The 15,185-nt window shown below is 59.4% G+C and carries 13 protein-coding genes; 2 read left to right on the plus strand and 11 right to left on the minus strand.

Features of this window, described 5'->3' with window-relative positions:
* Positions 1-90: 90 nt before the first annotated feature.
* The 3 genes from fabF to GRAN_RS02870 form a co-directional block, all read right to left on the minus strand.
* Entirely contained in the window at positions 91-1,350 is a 1,260-nt protein-coding gene (gene fabF, locus GRAN_RS02860; protein WP_128911490.1) for a beta-ketoacyl-ACP synthase II, read from the minus strand.
* A 104-nt stretch (positions 1,351-1,454) separates the two neighbouring features.
* Positions 1,455-2,066, minus strand: coding sequence for a DinB family protein (locus GRAN_RS02865; RefSeq protein WP_241654310.1), 612 nt, complete (start codon positions 2,064-2,066; stop codon positions 1,455-1,457).
* On the minus strand, positions 2,053-2,976 hold the full coding sequence (locus GRAN_RS02870; RefSeq protein ID WP_128911491.1) for a bifunctional helix-turn-helix transcriptional regulator/GNAT family N-acetyltransferase: 924 nt from the start codon (positions 2,974-2,976) through the stop codon (positions 2,053-2,055). The genes GRAN_RS02865 and GRAN_RS02870 overlap by 14 nt, the downstream gene beginning before the upstream one ends.
* A gap of 126 nt (positions 2,977-3,102) precedes the next feature.
* On the opposite strand from GRAN_RS02870, the gene GRAN_RS02875 reads away from it, so the two are divergent.
* Positions 3,103-3,720: a hypothetical protein gene (locus GRAN_RS02875; RefSeq protein WP_128911492.1), complete on the plus strand. Its 618-nt coding sequence runs from the start codon at positions 3,103-3,105 to the stop codon at positions 3,718-3,720.
* A gap of 17 nt (positions 3,721-3,737) precedes the next feature.
* Here the strand turns inward: GRAN_RS02875 and GRAN_RS02880 are convergent, their stop codons facing one another.
* A complete protein-coding gene (locus GRAN_RS02880) occupies positions 3,738-5,105 on the minus strand; it encodes a hypothetical protein (protein WP_128911493.1) in 1,368 nt (455 codons plus the stop codon).
* 287 nt (positions 5,106-5,392) lie between these two features.
* Between GRAN_RS02880 and GRAN_RS02885 the strand changes: the two genes are divergently transcribed.
* Positions 5,393-5,956, plus strand: a complete 564-nt coding sequence (locus GRAN_RS02885) for a hypothetical protein (RefSeq protein ID WP_128911494.1) — start codon at positions 5,393-5,395, stop codon at positions 5,954-5,956.
* A gap of 28 nt (positions 5,957-5,984) precedes the next feature.
* Here GRAN_RS02885 and GRAN_RS02890 read toward each other — a convergent pair whose 3' ends face one another.
* The 7 genes from GRAN_RS02890 to GRAN_RS02920 form a co-directional block, all read right to left on the minus strand.
* Positions 5,985-8,468, minus strand: coding sequence for a TIM-barrel domain-containing protein (locus tag GRAN_RS02890; RefSeq protein WP_128911495.1), 2,484 nt, complete (start codon positions 8,466-8,468; stop codon positions 5,985-5,987).
* 343 nt (positions 8,469-8,811) lie between these two features.
* On the minus strand, positions 8,812-9,804 hold the full coding sequence (locus GRAN_RS02895) for a mannonate dehydratase (RefSeq protein WP_128911496.1): 993 nt from the start codon (positions 9,802-9,804) through the stop codon (positions 8,812-8,814).
* A 119-nt stretch (positions 9,805-9,923) separates the two neighbouring features.
* The gene (locus GRAN_RS02900; protein ID WP_128911497.1) at positions 9,924-11,108 is read right to left on the minus strand and encodes a glycoside hydrolase family 88/105 protein; all 1,185 of its coding nucleotides are present in this window, start codon (positions 11,106-11,108) and stop codon (positions 9,924-9,926) included.
* Complete coding sequence (locus GRAN_RS02905) at positions 11,105-12,490, minus strand: amidase (RefSeq protein WP_192897970.1); 1,386 nt, start codon at positions 12,488-12,490, stop codon at positions 11,105-11,107. The genes GRAN_RS02900 and GRAN_RS02905 overlap by 4 nt, the downstream gene beginning before the upstream one ends.
* Positions 12,487-12,882, minus strand: coding sequence for a cupin domain-containing protein (locus GRAN_RS02910; RefSeq protein WP_128911498.1), 396 nt, complete (start codon positions 12,880-12,882; stop codon positions 12,487-12,489). The genes GRAN_RS02905 and GRAN_RS02910 overlap by 4 nt, the downstream gene beginning before the upstream one ends.
* Positions 12,883-12,891: 9 nt before the next feature.
* Positions 12,892-13,569: a DUF2848 domain-containing protein gene (locus tag GRAN_RS02915; protein WP_128911499.1), complete on the minus strand. Its 678-nt coding sequence runs from the start codon at positions 13,567-13,569 to the stop codon at positions 12,892-12,894.
* Positions 13,570-13,582: 13 nt separating this feature from the next.
* Positions 13,583-15,058: a 4-hydroxyphenylacetate 3-hydroxylase family protein gene (locus tag GRAN_RS02920; RefSeq protein ID WP_128911500.1), complete on the minus strand. Its 1,476-nt coding sequence runs from the start codon at positions 15,056-15,058 to the stop codon at positions 13,583-13,585.
* Positions 15,059-15,185 lie beyond the last annotated feature (127 nt).

A 15,185-nucleotide genomic window follows, 5' to 3' on the forward strand; every position in this document is an offset into this window, starting at 1 on the left:
TCGCAGCGGGCGCGAATGCTTCGTACACCGTCCACCATACGGACGATGCCCCCGGACAGCAATCGATTTATTCAGCCGCGGCCGCCTACCTCAGGCGATCTCTTCGCTCCACCGCCGCATCACGATTGAGGCGTTCGTCCCCCCAAACCCGAATGAGTTTGTCATCGCATACTCCATCGCCAGCGGCATACCCTTATCCCGCACCAGCCCGAACTCACAAGACGGATCGACATCCACCAGATTCGTCGTAGGCGGCGCCACCTGGTCCCGCAGCGCCATCACCAGGATTCCCGCTTCCAGGCTCCCCGCGCCGCCCAGCAGATGCCCCGTCATCGACTTCGTCGAACTCACCCACAAATCCTTCGCATGCTCCCCAAAGGTCTCGACGATAGCCTTCGCCTCCGCCCGATCCCCCAGTGGCGTCGAGGTCGCATGCGCATTCAAATAGCTGATCTTCGACGGCTCGAGCTCTGCATCCGCCAACGCCATCTGCATCACACGCCGCACTCCGCGCCCATCCTCCGGCGGAGCGTTTGTATGGAACGCATCCGAGTTCGCCGCATAGCCCATGATCTCCGCCAGGATCGTCGCCCCTCGCGCCTTCGCATGCTCCAGCTCCTCGAGGACTAGGACTCCCGCGCCCTCACCCGCCACAAACCCGTCCCGGCCCGCATCCCACGGCCGCGAAGCCGTCGCCGGATCGTCGTTCCTCGTCGACAACGCCCGCATCGCCGCGAATCCCGCGATCGACAGCGGGGTCACGGCCGCCTCGCTCCCTCCCGCGATCATTACATCCGCATCCCCGCGCTCGATCACCCGAAACGACTCGCCGATCGCATGCGCCCCCGTCGTACAAGCCGTCGCATGTGCCAGGTTCGGCCCCGTCGCCCCATACCGTATCGAGATCTGCCCCGCCGCCAGGTTCGCGATGGTAGCCGTAATAAAGAACGGCGACACCCTCCCTGGCCCACCCGTCATCAACTTCTCGTGCTCCCGCTCGATCACCTCGAACGCCCCAATCCCACTCCCCACGTACACCCCGACCCGCTCCGCGTCTTCCGCCTCCATCACCAGACCTGACTGCGCCATCGCAAACTGCGTCGCAGCCAGCGCGAACTGGATGAACCGCCCCGTCTTCTTGATGTCCTTCTTGTCGACGTACTTCTCCGGCTCGAACCCCTTCACCTCACCCGCAACCTGGCACGCGAATCCCGTCGGATCGAAGAGCGTAATCCGCTCAATGCCCGACTCTCCGGCAAGCAGCCTTCGCCACGTCTCCTCGGTCCCAATCCCCACCGGGCTCACCAGCCCCACCCCGGTCACTACCACTCGCCGCCGTATCTGTCCCATCCGCCTGCCCTCAGTCCCACCACACTATACGCCCGCATAAACCGTCGCTCGTAAACATGATGATCGTCATTCATCCGTCAGGCATGGGATGTCCAGCGCCCACATCACGATTCACCTGCGTGCCCCGGTCCCCGAGCCACGCCACCCTCCCGCCAGATCTTCTCCCAGTTCCAGATCCCATCCACCACCTCATGCGCCAGCGGAAATCCGAGTTGATGCGCCAGCAGACAAACCTGCCCCCGGTGATGCGCCTCGTGCGCCAGCATGTAGCAAAGCATCTCCACTCCGACCGGCCACGCCGAAGCCCACGCATCCCTGCGAAACGTCTCAATCCCACCCTCACCCAGAGCCTCCCCCAGCATCTCCGAGCACCGGGCAGCGCTCTCCGCCAGCGCCAGCCGCGCCACCTCCGGCGTGCACCGAGCCCGGTTGAGCTGCATCGGCACAGTCAGATGTGGAGCGGTCAGTCTGACCCACTTGCAACGGATGTTATGCACATGCGTAAAGATCGCCACAATCGTCCGGCCCCCGCCCGGCGGCTTCGCCTTCCAGGCCTCCGGATCGAGATGCTCGATCAGGCTCTGGTTCATCCGATCGCTGGCCGCAAACACATGAATCGCCGTTCGATCGAGTCGAGCTGCAAGCTCCCGTGGACGCATGGCCCATCCTACGTCCAGCCCAACAGCCTTGTGAACCTCTACTTCAGCCCAGATCAAGCGCCCACGTCTGCCCCACAAGGTCCTTCCCAAACGAGTGATGCCGATCCTCCGCGATGAGCTTGAACCCGGCCGCCTGGTAGATCTTCCGCGCCGACACCAGCACATCGTTCGTCCAGAGCAAAAGCTTTCCGTACCCTAACTCCCGCGCCCGCTCGATGCACCACCTCACCAGCCCCGAGCCCACGCCCTGCCCACGCGCCGCCGGATCGACATACAGCAACCGGAGCTTCCCAACCTGCACATCGTCCGTCCTCATCAGAAACACCGACCCGACCACCTCTTCATCCAGCTCAGCGATCCACGCATCCTCCCGTGCAGCGTCGAAATGAGCGACGAAATCCCCCAGGATCTGCGAGACCAGCCCTTCATAGCCCCAGTCCCACCCGTACTCCTTCGCATAGAGAACCGCCTGCCGATGGGCAATCCACCCCAGGTCTCCCACCTTCAAGGGCCGAAACCGCACGTCCTCCCTGGCCGCCGGCCTCGCCTTCAGCAGCCGCTCGATCTCCCGCATGCCCCTCGCCAGTCGTTCGCGATCCGATCCGGAGAGCGGCGTCACCAGCCCCTCAATCTGAGCCTCTGTCCCGTCGTTCAGCGTCTGGAACGCCTTCCTGCCAGCCGCCGTCAGCGACAACAGCTTGTGCTTCCCATGCTCCGGACTCACCCGGCACTTCAACAACCCGGCCCGCCGAAAACGAGTGACGATCCGGCTCACGTGCGCCTTGTCCATATTCAAGCTGCGGATGATCCCGGCAGCCGTCTGCTCTTTCACTTGAGCCAGTTCGTAGAGCACCCGCGCCTCAGCCAGCGTAAACTCGCTGCCAGGCAGGTGCTCGGTCAGCAGGCCGATTTCTCGCGTGTAGAAACGATTGAACCGCCTTACCTGTTCCACCAGCGAGGTCTGCATCGTCAACTCCTGTGTTGTCACCAACAACATATCCGAAGAGCGCCGACCTCCACAACCGAAACCTCGCGACTCGATGCACCCTCCATGTAAAATTCCTCCACACCCCTGACCGAGCGAACTCGTCTGATGACTATGCGTTACTCCGCCGCATCCCGGCTCCGCCTCCTCCGCGCTCGCACCCTCGCGTTCCTTCTAGCCGTGTCTCTCCCTATCTGTGCGTTCGGACAGTCAGTCGTCCAGCACGGCCCCTTTGGCGTCCCCTCCCAGGTCATGGACGAGACCCAGGTCTGGACCACTCCGCTGTCGGTCGCCTCCGATCACGACGTCGAGCTCTACATCCCCGACGTCTCCAGTCCCGACTGGCTGCGGCAGAACTATGCGACCTACGAAAGCAAGGGCGTCTACACTCTCTCGATCTTCACCTTCTACAAAACCACCAAGGCCTGCCAGATCAACCAGGCTGGCTGGGGCAATAGCGATGCCGAACACATCAACGCCTGCGCCGACATCGGCTACCGCGTCCGCCAGGCCCTCGTCGACCCCCAGCAGAAATCCGTCACCCTCATCATGGCCGCCATGGTCGATCACGACGGCCAGCTCGACGTCTCCTCCATCCAGAAGCCGAACACCTTCCGCACCTGGGACCAGCTCGACGCCAACACCCTCGAAGCCGTCAAGAAGGCAAACGGCCTCGTCAAGGAGCAGATGAGGATCTACGACGAGAAGCAGCAGAGCAAGCGCTAAGCAGACCCCAAAACGACTTAGGACTCGAATCCTCGAATATAGGGAGTATTCGGCGGCCGCTGCCCCGTTTCAAAGAGCGGCCCATGCGTCGAGTGATAACTCATGTTCATATACGGCGTCTCGATGCGTCGCCCGACGGCGGAATAACGGCCGTCCTCCCAGTTCGAGTCCATGTAGTGATTCACAATCCCGGTCGACAGCAGAAGCCGTTCCGCGTTGAACGGTTCCTTCCCGGTCAGCATCATCTCCGTGATCCAGTGCTCGTGCCCGTTCGCCGCGTGATACTGCGAGATCGGCCCGGGCCAGCCAAGCATCGAGATGAGCGTCGGGTCTTTCTGGCCCACAATTTCTCCGGCATAGGTCCACCCAACACCCTCGCCCGAGATCACCGCCCCGTTCGTCCCGTCGTTGTATTCCACGATACAGACGTTAGCCCTCCGGCCTTCCTGAAAGTGTCCCGGCGGCAAGTCAAAATTCTTCCTCACCGCCTCAAGCAGGTTGCCGGCCCACGGGTTGGCCTCAACCCACTTCCATGTCTCGGGCCCACGAATCGACTGCACCGACTTGACGCCCGTCTCCCCGCCCTTGCGGCGATCGTGAAACGCCTGTAGCACGTCGATGCAATGCGAGATGGCTCCCTCATCCGGAGCACCTCCAACCACGATCGAGTTCTTGATCGGCGTATCGATCGCAAGTTCTATCTCCGGCTTACGGAAGTAAGTCGGAATAGAGGAACCACCCGTGAGCGCAAACTTCAGTTCACGCGACTTATCGAACATCCACTTCGCATCGTCCCAGTTGTACGAAAGATGCTTGTCGTTGAACACCGGCACCGAGCGCTTGCTCTGCTCGAAAACCTTAACAACCTGCTGATAGATCCACCACCGCGGCAACAGCCAGTGCCCCTTCAGATCGGTCGGATAGTTCCCATGTTCCGCGACGATGACCACACCATCGACAGCAAGCTCTTCGCCCCCAAGCGTCACCGCCTCGCCGACCGTCTTGTAGATGGGAATATTCTTCGCCTTGCACACCTTCTGAGCCAGCAAGCTCGTATCAAGCTGATGAACGTAAACCGACACCACTTCCACCCGCGAGGGAGTATGGGCGCCCTTCCACCAGTAGCCATCCAGCAGCTTGTTGATGATCCAGTCCGCATGCGAAGTCGGGAGACCCCAATAGCTGACGAGACACGCGATCCGAGGCCGCTTCGGCGCGGTCTCCGCAACCGCGTCGGGCCCTAGGCCGGTCAAAGCCGCCACACCGGCCATACCAGTCATTCCCAGCATCTCTCGCCGCGTCAGAAAAGAGTTCGATTCGATCGTTTGGGTAATTCTGGATGAGTCCGCCGCCTCGGCTGCGACTTCGACTTGTCTCTTTTTCATAATCGTCATTTGATCATGTGGTAACAGGTTTGTTCACTCACGGCAAATGCAGTAACTCGCCCCTCTCACCTCGGAGCGGTGTTGTTTTCAAACTCCGAGGAGTATTCCAGGGGGCTCACCCGTTCTGCTCCACGTGCACTCGGTCGGTTGAGCAGGAGGAGCGCGCGCCCTGTCTATAATCGGGAGTCATGCGCAGACAGAGGCTATTTAGACAAATCGCTCCAGCAGTTCTCCTTCTCTCCGGAATAGCCGCAGCGCAAACGCAAGCGCTGGAGAGCTGTAAGCCCGTGAGTGAGCGGACGGGATCGGAGGGCTGCTGGATCCTCGCGAGCAAGCCGCTGGGGATGCTACCTGACCGGCCAATTTTCTGGACACTCGACGTGTACCCTGATCGCGAGACCGCTCAGTCTGCGGCGGCCAGCGGGAGCACAGTGTTGGACGCGCTTGGAAAGGTATGGCTGCTCACCGTCGGCGACAAGCAGCAGTTGACGTCCATGGGTCGCCGTGTGACACAGATCGGGCCTCTGCCGGTGAAGCCCGGGGAAGACTACACGGCTCAATACCGGGAATCGATCATGCGTCCCGGTGCGGTGAGCAGGACGCATCTGCATTCCGGGCCGGAGGTCTTCTACACCGAAACCGGTGAGACCTGTCTTGAAACTCCATCCGGCATGCAGGTAAGTCGAAAAGGGCACGATGTGGTTGTCCCGGAAGGTGAGCCTATGGAATTGACGGCAACGGGGCCTGACAACCGTACGGGTCTCGTTCTCGTGCTGCACTCCTCCTCAAAGCCACACACGACGCTAGTCGCGGACTGGCACTCAAGTGGGCTCTGCAAGAAGCAAAAATAGACCGAAGCCGCTTCACGGACATGTCCTCCTACCGCAGCGCCACGCTCACCCCGTTCCGCTCCGCCCCCACCTCAACCGCCCACGCGACCCCGCTCTGCGTAAGCTCCAGCACCTTCCCCTCGACCTCAACCTTCCGATCCTTCGGCGTCCACCCATACACCTCGATCCGATACGTCTTCCACCACGGCGTATAACTGCCCTCCTGCTGCGCCGCATCGACCGCCATCGAGCCATCCGGCCTGATCTTGCACGTAAACCTCACCCGCGCGAACTGCCCCTTGCGATACGCAAAGCTCTTCCCATCATCTGAGTACACCTCACCCGCGCAAGGCTCGCTCGCATCGCTGCTCAGGTAGATCCTCAAGGTCAGCGGCCCGTTCGGCGCCTCCTCCGTGCTCTGCGTCAAAGGCGCAATCGGCAGAATGCTTCCCCCGCGCACATACACCGGAAGCGTATCCAGCTTCGGCGTAATCATCAGCGGCTTATCCTGTGTCAGCTTGTCTCTCTGCTCGAGATCCAACCTCTGTCCCTTGGTCGCCCGCTCGAAACGCTCCCCCGTCCAGTAGTCGAACCACGTCCCCGGCGGCAGGTGCACCTCGTAGGGATTCACCTCTTCCGGCGATGGATTCGCCGCCACCAGCATCCTCCCGCCAAACAGAAACTCCCCGCCTCCCGTATCCAGATCCATCGGATGCCCATCGCTCGTGGCATGCGGAAACTCCAGGAACAGCGGCCGCATAATCGGGATCCCATCCCGCGAAGTCTCCTCCGCAGCCGTATACAGGTAAGGCATCAGCTTGTACCGCTCCTCGATATACCGCTTCCGGATCGCCTCCTGCTCCGGCCCATCCGCCCACACCTCGTGCGCCCGCGTACCCTTCGCCGCATGGTCCCGGTCGATCGGCTGAAACGCCGCATACTCGATCCACTTCGTCAGCAACTCCGGCGACGGCGACCCCGCGAACCCACCCACATCCGCCCCCGTCATCGAGAACCCGCTCAGACCCAAATTTACAATCTGCGGAACCGTCTGTCGCAGGTGGTTCCACGTCGAGCTATTATCCCCCGTCCACGTCGACGCATATCTCTGCCCACCCGCATAGCTCGCCCGCGTCAGCACAAACGGCCGCACATTCGGCTCAAGCGCCAGCAGCCCCTCGTACGTCCCCCGCGAGTTCTCCATACCAAACACGTTATGAATCTCGAGATGCGACGTCGTCCTCTTCACGAACCCCGGCTCATCGATCCGGTGCTGAATGTTATCCGGCATCGTCTTCGTCGGCGTCTCGAACACCGCAGGCTCGTTCATGTCGTTCCAGAACCCCGCCACGCCCTCTGACGCAAACTCCTTGTAAAGCGTGCCCCACCACTTCCGCGTCTGCGCCCGCGTAAAATCCGGAAATACCGAAGGCCCCGGCCACACCGGCCCAACAAACGTACTGCCGTCCGGGTTCTTCACAAAATGGTCTCCCGCCACGCCCGTATCGTAAGGCTTATACCCAACCCCCGCCTGCTTCGCGATATGCAGGTCGGTAATCACCACGAGATGAAACTTGTCTTTCGCAAGCTCCTTCACCATCTCCGGAAACTTGGGAAACTTCTCCGGATCGACTGTGAACGGAATGTTGTTCTTCTGATAGTCGATATCGAGATACAACGCATCCGAAGGAATCTTGTCTGCCCGCAGCCGGCTCGCAATCGCCATGAACTCCGCCTCGGGGTAGTAGCTATACCGCGACTGCTGAAACCCGAGCGCCCAGAGCGGCGGCAAAGGCGTCGGCCCCGTCAGCCACGCATAGGTCGACACCACCTCTTTCGGCTCCGGCCCATACATCAGGTAGTAGTCGATCGGGCCGTTCGGCGCTCCGAACGAATACGCATGTTCATCCTCGCGCCCAAAGTCGAAGAACGATCGCCACGTGTTATCGAAGAGCACCCCGAACGCCCGCCCCTCGCGAAAGTCGATAAAGAAAGGAATGCTCTTGTAGATCGGATCGGTCGACTCCTGCCAGCCGAAGTTATCCGTGTTCCACATCGTGAACGCCTGCCCGCCCCGGTCAAGCGGCCCCGGCTTATCCCCAAGCCCGAAGAAGTGTTCATCCATCGCCCGCTTCTTGTAGAGCCGAAACCCATCCCCGCGCCAGGCGATCGGACTCGCATCCTCCTGCAACACGTGCCCATCCAGATCCGATACAGTCAGCTTCAACCCCGCCCCGATCTCCACGCGCAGCTTCTGGGTATGAAACCCCGAAGCCGTAGCCGACACGTCCACTGCACTCGTCCTTGCCTTGGGAAGCACAGCCCACGAAGCATCCTCTGGCTTCGTGCCGCCCCGCCATATCCTCACCCGCAGCACGTCCTCCCGCAGCGCTGTCACCTGCATGGTCATGCCTTGGTCCACAGCCTGCACCCCATGGGCGGAAGCAGTGACCTGCTGCGAAAATACGGGGACCAGCGAGCCGAGGAAGAGCGCAGCGGAGAAGAAGCCATTGAAACGAAAGGAGGAACGCATCCAAGCATCAAACAGCAACCGCCCCACACCACGCAACCTGCAGTCGTCGCTACCGCAAAGAAAGTTTTGCGGATTTACGGGCAAATTCGCGTGTCAAGTCCCATAATCGCCTAAGTCACTCAAATAAAACGGCTTGACGATGTCCTTTAGTTACGGTCGGATCGCTACAATTAAGATATAGAGCAAACAAGCAAGAGGATATCGGTCCCGAAAGGCTAACTTGTTTGTTTTCTAATTTTTAGCCGTAACTCCTTTCTTATGAGGATCTTGCGGGGGTTCTCGATGCTCAAGCTAAACATTCGAAAGGACTTAGACCAAGGCTATGGGAGGGGGGGGGTACCGCTCAAACCGGCTCGGCAGCCGACTGGAGCAGGCCACGAATGTAGCCATAGCAAAACGCAAACGACTGCAGACCCTTCGGATCCGTTTCCGCCTGCGGTACATGATCCGGCATGATCATGTACTTGTATCCAACCTCCTGGTACGTCCGGATCGCACGAACGAAGTCAACGTCTCCCTCATCCGGAAACGTCTCGACGAAGTCGTCCCGGTGCCCACGGATGTTGCGGAAGTGAACATTGAAGATCTTGTCCCGCGTCCCGAAGTAGCGAATCACGTCGAAGATCTCCTTACCCGGGTCGGCCAGCATCTCCGAGACCGTTCCCTGGCAAAAATTCAATCCGTGATACGCACTCTCCTGGATCGAGACGAACCTCTTCAATCCATCCACCGTCCCAAGCACACGATGATCGCCCTGGTACCCCTGGGGTGGCACCCCAGGATCGTCCGGATGAAGAGCCATCCGAACCTTGTACTCATTTGCGACCGGAATCACGCGATCGAGAAAGTAGGTGATTCTCGCCCAACTCTCCTCCGCACTCACATTCCCGGCCCGCGTCAACGGAGTCTTCGGATGCGCCTCGGAAAACTTCCAGGTCGCATACATCGCATCGCCTCGCCCAGCAGTTCGAGCAATGCGGGCGTCACCCACAATCTGCAGGTTGTACTTGATCGCAGGAATACCAGCCGCAGCGCAGTTTTTGATCAGCGTTTGAATCGCCTCGATATCGTGATCTCGCTCAGGAGATTGTCCAAGCATGATCGCCGCATGCTTATCCACATCCACCGAAATAGAGGCCAGAAATGGAGGAGCGATCATATCGACCTCAATCCCATTCTTCGCCGCCAGATCCTTCATCCGCTGCAATTCGTCGACAGTCGCGTAAAGCCTCTCATCCGCGATCACCGGATAGCCGCAGATGTTCTTCACGCCATAACGAGCGAGATACTTCAGATGCTCATCAGTCGTTGGAGCAGTCTGACATCCAAGCTTCATCACCAAAGGCTTCCGCTTCGGAGCAGATCCCGAAGCAACACCAGAATTAAGCGAGAGCGCAGCAGCACTCGAAACGGAAAGGAACTGACGACGATTCACACCAGACATAACGCCTCCGATCAACGTGAAGCTTTGCGGTCCAATTCCATTTCCGTCGCAGCCAGCAGAAACGCACCAACACCCTTCGGATCGTCGCTCACCACAGGAGCATGCAGGTAATACGCATCGCTCCCATCGTTCTCCGGCGCAGCGCCAAGAGCAACATGAGTTACAGTTCCGGTAATCGAGACCTCACCCGAAGCCGAGACCTTTACGAACCACTCAAGGATCGCCTTCCAGGCAATCTCCGTCTTCGCTCGATATTGCGCTGGCAGATAGCCAAGACGAACACCCTTCGCCAGCGCATAGGTGAACATCAGCACCGAAGACGACTCGATATAGTTATCCTTCTCGCCAGGCTTATCGAGGATCTGATACCAAAGTCCACTCTGAGGATCCTGCTGACGAATCAAGGCAGCCGAAGTCTCTCGCAGAATACCGATCAACGCAGCGCGATGCCGATCGCTCTTCGGGTAATACGGAATCGTATCGACAAGCGCCATCAGATACCATCCCATTCCGCGCGCCCAAAGGTTCGGCGAAGTCCCAGTCTGACGATTGATCCAAGGTCGAGACTTGCTCTCATCCCAACCGTGATACAGAAGCCCAGTCTCCGGATCGCGCGCATGCTGATCAAGCAGCACGAACTGCCTCGCAACCTCATCCAGATCCTCAGGATGATGGAACGCGCTCGCATACTCCGCGTCAAACGGAGCGAACATGAACGTGTCATCAAGCAGCATCAGGTTCGGAGTCGCTTGCGCATGCCAGAACCCACCGGAAGCTGTCCTCGGCTGCGCGGCAAGTTGCCTGTGAAGCGCCTCGATCGCCTTGCGATACTTCTCATCACGCGTAACGCGATCGAGCATAAGAAGCTGACGACCGATGAGGATATTGTTGAGCGCATAGGCCTGAACATCGTAGGTCCGGATCGATCCATCAGCTTGCACGTACTGGTCAACCGATCTCCGGATGTACTCGAAGCACCTTTGGTCACGCGTCGCGTTCCAGACAGCGTCGAGTCCAGCAAGCACGATCCCCGGTTCGAAGCCCCACGAAACCGCCGCGTTCGCAGGACCGATATGTCCATTCGGCCAACGCTCCATCGCCTCCAAAGCCACTCGCTCAGACAACTTCTGCTGCTGCGCCGATGCTCCAATCGTGCTGATGACCAGAAGAGCGAGCAGACGCGCAGAGACCCTCATGCGCGAGCATCCCACGAAGCCTGACCATGGATCGCTCGACCACCTGTCGCAAGCACCGCCTCAATCGCCGCTCCGATGCCAAGGATCTTCCTGTCCTGTCCGGAAAGCCCAGCGATCGTAAGCCCAACCGGACCTTCTCCAGGCATGTGACTCGGGATCGAGAGCGCACAACCATCGAGGAAGTTGATGATGCTCGGATTGCGAAGCATCGCAACGTTGGCGTCGAAGTACGCTGCATCGCTCGCCTCAAGATCAGCAATCGGAGGCGCAATGCGCGGAACAGTCGGCATGAGGATCGCATCGAAACCCTCGAAGGCAGCCGCAGCATCCGCCATGATCCTCTTGCGCGCGTTGAGCACGTCGATATAGTCCGCGGCGCTCATCTCCTTGCCGCGCAGGATCCGCGAGAGCACACGCGGATCGTAGCGCGCAGCATTCTCCGCCAGCAGCGGCCGATGCCAGGCATACGATTCTGCGGCGCTGAATCCACCCTTCTGATTGGCCATGGGAATCTGCTCGAGCGAAGCGAACGTGACATCAGTCAGCATCGCGCCGAACGAGGAGAGAAGCGACAACGCCGAGGCGAAGGCAGATGAGACCAGAGCCTCGAGCCCATCGAGCACATATCCCTGGAGAACCGCAAGCCTCAGGCCCGCGAGTGGATAGACCTCGAGAGCCTTCGGATCATCACCAGCAAGCACGGCATCGATCAGCGCACAGCAAGCCACAGTCGGTGCGAGCGGCCCAAGCGAGTCCATGGTGGACGAAAGTGGCAACGAACCCTCAAGAGACACGCGGCGAGCAGTAGGCTTGAACCCGGTGAGACCACAGAGAGCTGCAGGAATCCGCACCGATCCGCCCGTATCCGAACCGATCGCCGCGGATGCCATCTGATCAGTCACCGAGATCGCAGCACCCGAAGACGAACCGCCCGGAATGCGCCCGACAACGCGATCGTATGGATTCCGTGGCGTGCCGTAGTGCGGGTTGAGACCGAGACCGGAGAAGGCGAACTCCGTCATATTCGTCCGCCCAACCAGCACCGCTCCGGCGTGGCGGAGACGCTGAACGGCGACGGCGTCCCTTTCGCTGGGCGCGGCATCGGCGAGGATCGCTGAACCAGCAGCAGTTGGCTCACCCACTACGTCGAGGAGATCCTTCACCGATATTGGCAGACCAGCAAGCGGACTCTTTGGACGCGACGCATCGAGTTCAGCCGCGGTCCTTCGCGCAGACTCGCTGTCAACTCGGATGAACGTGCGCGAACCTTCGCCCGCTGGATCGTCGATCGCTTTAAGGCACGCTCCGACTAAAGCACTGCTACTTAGCTTTCCGTTCGCGAGTCGCTCGAGCGTGTCCGCGATGGGCTGGAGTGATCTCACTCATCGTCCTTCGCAGGTGCGTCGTAGAGATGCACCTCAAGCAGAAGACACCCGCCGTTGGACTTGAACGGCCCATGGAATGTCCCAGGAGGACGACAGGCATACGTGTTCGGCCCGAACGACTCTCCCCCATTCCCATCTTCGTCGTTACCGACGGTCAGATCGCCAGAGATGAGATAAACCTCCTCCCAGTAGTCGTGAACGAAAGGAGCAGTCGTGTAAGCGCCGGGGCCGAAGCGCAGATGGCGCGTGCGGTAGCCAAGCATGTTCTTCTCGTCAAGGAAGCCTGCAAGAATCTGCTGCTGGATTCCTGGGGGATAACCGGGCGGAGTCTCCCATCCCTCATCCAGGTCGACCTTGTAGAACTCCTTATGTTCCTTCTCGATCGGCATGCTCTCTCCTTAGTCGTTATAAGGCAGTTCACGGCAAGTGTAGCTGTGTTTCAGAGAGCGCCCCAGCACCGGGTCTTCAAGCTCCAGCGTAAAGGTATCGGCGGACCCCATGGCCGCGAGCAAAGGCATCGTCCCACAGTACATCGCACTGTCCACCGGAAGAACCATAGCTCCTTCGGCGTAGCGTGAGATGAGATCCTCAGGCGCGAGCATGCGGCTTACCAAGCCCTCCTGGTAAAGGGAAGTCTCTCCAGCGCGTGTGACCGAGGATCGAAGGATCAGTGAATCCCAATGGCCTTTAACCGAATCGAACGGCCAAAGCTCCCGGCAGATAGGTTTGGGACACATCTGCTTTGAGACCGTAACCCCATAGGCCTCCACCTTGCGGTCGGTATGATCGGAACCGAGGCCTACACATAAACCTTCCGCCAGAGATATAAGAACGAACTCCGCCTCGCCGCTGCTATCCGGACCCGTGACTTCAATCTCTGAAGCGGTTGTAAGAAGGTCCGCGCCGACGCGATAGAAGCACGGCACAGTGCGCGGACGCGCAACACCGATAACCTGCAGTTCAGCAATATGATGCTCCACGGACGCAGCATCCCGACCCGTCCAACCAGCGATGATCAGGTCCCGGATCTTGGCGGACAACATTTTTCCGTCCAGGATGAACTCGAGTATGGGCATGGCTCCTCAATCGTTACTCAACGGTGTTTGTCTTCCTGCCGTTCAAGTCGTATGTCGACATGAAACGCTCGACGGCAGATGTAGCTCGATCCCAATCGCAGGTGCGAAACGCGTGGGAACGCGTCACCATCTCGGACCCGGCATAGAACATCTCGTATTGAAGATGGCGTGAGCCGAACTCTGAACCGATGGCGTCCCACGCGAGTTTGAAGAGCTTGACACGGCCAGTGGCGTCCGTAACCGGAGAGTGCTGCGTTGCTTCAATGTAACCTTCAATCTCTGGATTGGCGAAATCGCACGCCGAGGACGGTGTCATGATCATGCCTCCGCCAGAGATCCCGCGAATACGCCCCACAAACCTCGGATAAAGCTGCTGTGTAAGAACCATTGCAGGATAGAGACGACGCGCGTTCGGCACAAAGTACTTGCCATAGTGCGCTCCCGTGCACTCCATTGCTTCAAGCAAGCCCTCCACCATGGACACCTCAGCGGCCATCTGCCCCAGAGTCTCGCGCACCGCAGGAATGCCGATGACGCCATTCGTCTCGGCAATCTTCCGTGCTATCCCAAGCAGGAAACGCATCTTCACTGTGAGCCGGATCTGGCACTGATAGTTCTGGTACACGTGCGTCGGCGCGGAGTGCCACTGCGCTGAAGCCATCGCAACGTCGTTATGAACGAAGACTCGACTCCAGGGCACCTTGACCGAATCGAAATAGAGAACGCTATCGTTTTCATCGAAGGCAGAAGACAGGGGGTTATCGAAGGATGCGCCCGCAGAAGCTTCGAAAGACTTACGGGAAAGTAGCTTCAGTCCAGGTGCATTCAGCGGGACCATTGCCGTAATGCTGTACTTCTCCTCTCCCGGCTTCAAAGGCTGAATACACGCTACCATCACCTCATTGGCCATGGGGCATCCCGTCGCAAGCATCTTTGCGCCGCGCAGGGTTACACCTTCGGCATCCTCATCCACAACGCCCGCGGCGACGAACTCATTCGCCTGCTCCGATGCGCCTTTGCTCCGATCAGCCTGCGGGTTGATGATGGCATACGTAAGATACAGGTCGTTGTCACGGGCATATTCGTAATAGGAGCACAAAGCCCTTGCGTATCTCTCCCCGTGAGCCCGAAAGAGATCCATCCCCATATACATTCCGGAAAGCGCCGAGGCAACATGGTCAGGAGATCGACCCAAGAAACCGCAGGAAAGCTCAGCCCAAGCCTCAAGAGCAGCACGCCGCTCGACCAACTCCGCGTACGAAGTGGGAAGCTGCCACATGCGGCTGACGCCCTCTCCTGTCTTCGGCGAGGCGAAGGTCATCTGATGAATATTCTCGGGCCTCGATTGATAGTCGTAGAGAGCGGCTGCGGAACGGACGCTCGAACGAAAGGCGGAGTGATCGACGTGATTCTCGACGAGAGCCCCATCCAGAAAGATATGACGGCCGTCCCGGAGACTCGCAAGGTGCTGAACGCCATTTTTCGGCATGAATCTCCCGTCGCGATGGTCTGGGCTGTGCTCGTCGACTCAGAGAGGAGCATAGGGCGCTGCCCGGAGGTAGTCAAGTAGATTAAGTAAATTATTGTTTCTGTGGATCAAGCCTTTCGTGAAGTTT

Source organism: Granulicella sibirica, from assembly GCF_004115155.1.
In the GTDB taxonomy this organism is placed as follows: Bacteria; Acidobacteriota; Terriglobia; order Terriglobales; family Acidobacteriaceae; genus Edaphobacter; species Edaphobacter sibiricus.

Bases quoted from the DNA above. Each gene is read 5' to 3' on its own strand.
- GRAN_RS02900 (WP_128911497.1), bottom strand. From the start codon at position 11,108: ATGAGGGTCTCTGCGCGTCTGCTCGCTCTTCTGGTCATCAGCACGATT.
- GRAN_RS02880 (WP_128911493.1), bottom strand. From the start codon at position 5,105: ATGAAAAAGAGACAAGTCGAAGTCGCAGCCGAGGCGGCGGACTCATCC.
- GRAN_RS02870 (WP_128911491.1), bottom strand. From the start codon at position 2,976: ATGCAGACCTCGCTGGTGGAACAGGTAAGGCGGTTCAATCGTTTCTAC.
- GRAN_RS02915 (WP_128911499.1), bottom strand. From the start codon at position 13,569: ATGCCCATACTCGAGTTCATCCTGGACGGAAAAATGTTGTCCGCCAAG.
- GRAN_RS02875 (WP_128911492.1), top strand. From the start codon at position 3,103: ATGACTATGCGTTACTCCGCCGCATCCCGGCTCCGCCTCCTCCGCGCT.
- GRAN_RS02910 (WP_128911498.1), bottom strand. From the start codon at position 12,882: ATGCCGATCGAGAAGGAACATAAGGAGTTCTACAAGGTCGACCTGGAT.
- fabF (WP_128911490.1), bottom strand. From the start codon at position 1,350: ATGGGACAGATACGGCGGCGAGTGGTAGTGACCGGGGTGGGGCTGGTG.
- GRAN_RS02920 (WP_128911500.1), bottom strand. From the start codon at position 15,058: ATGCCGAAAAATGGCGTTCAGCACCTTGCGAGTCTCCGGGACGGCCGT.
- GRAN_RS02890 (WP_128911495.1), bottom strand. From the start codon at position 8,468: ATGCGTTCCTCCTTTCGTTTCAATGGCTTCTTCTCCGCTGCGCTCTTC.
- GRAN_RS02895 (WP_128911496.1), bottom strand. From the start codon at position 9,804: ATGAAGCTTGGATGTCAGACTGCTCCAACGACTGATGAGCATCTGAAG.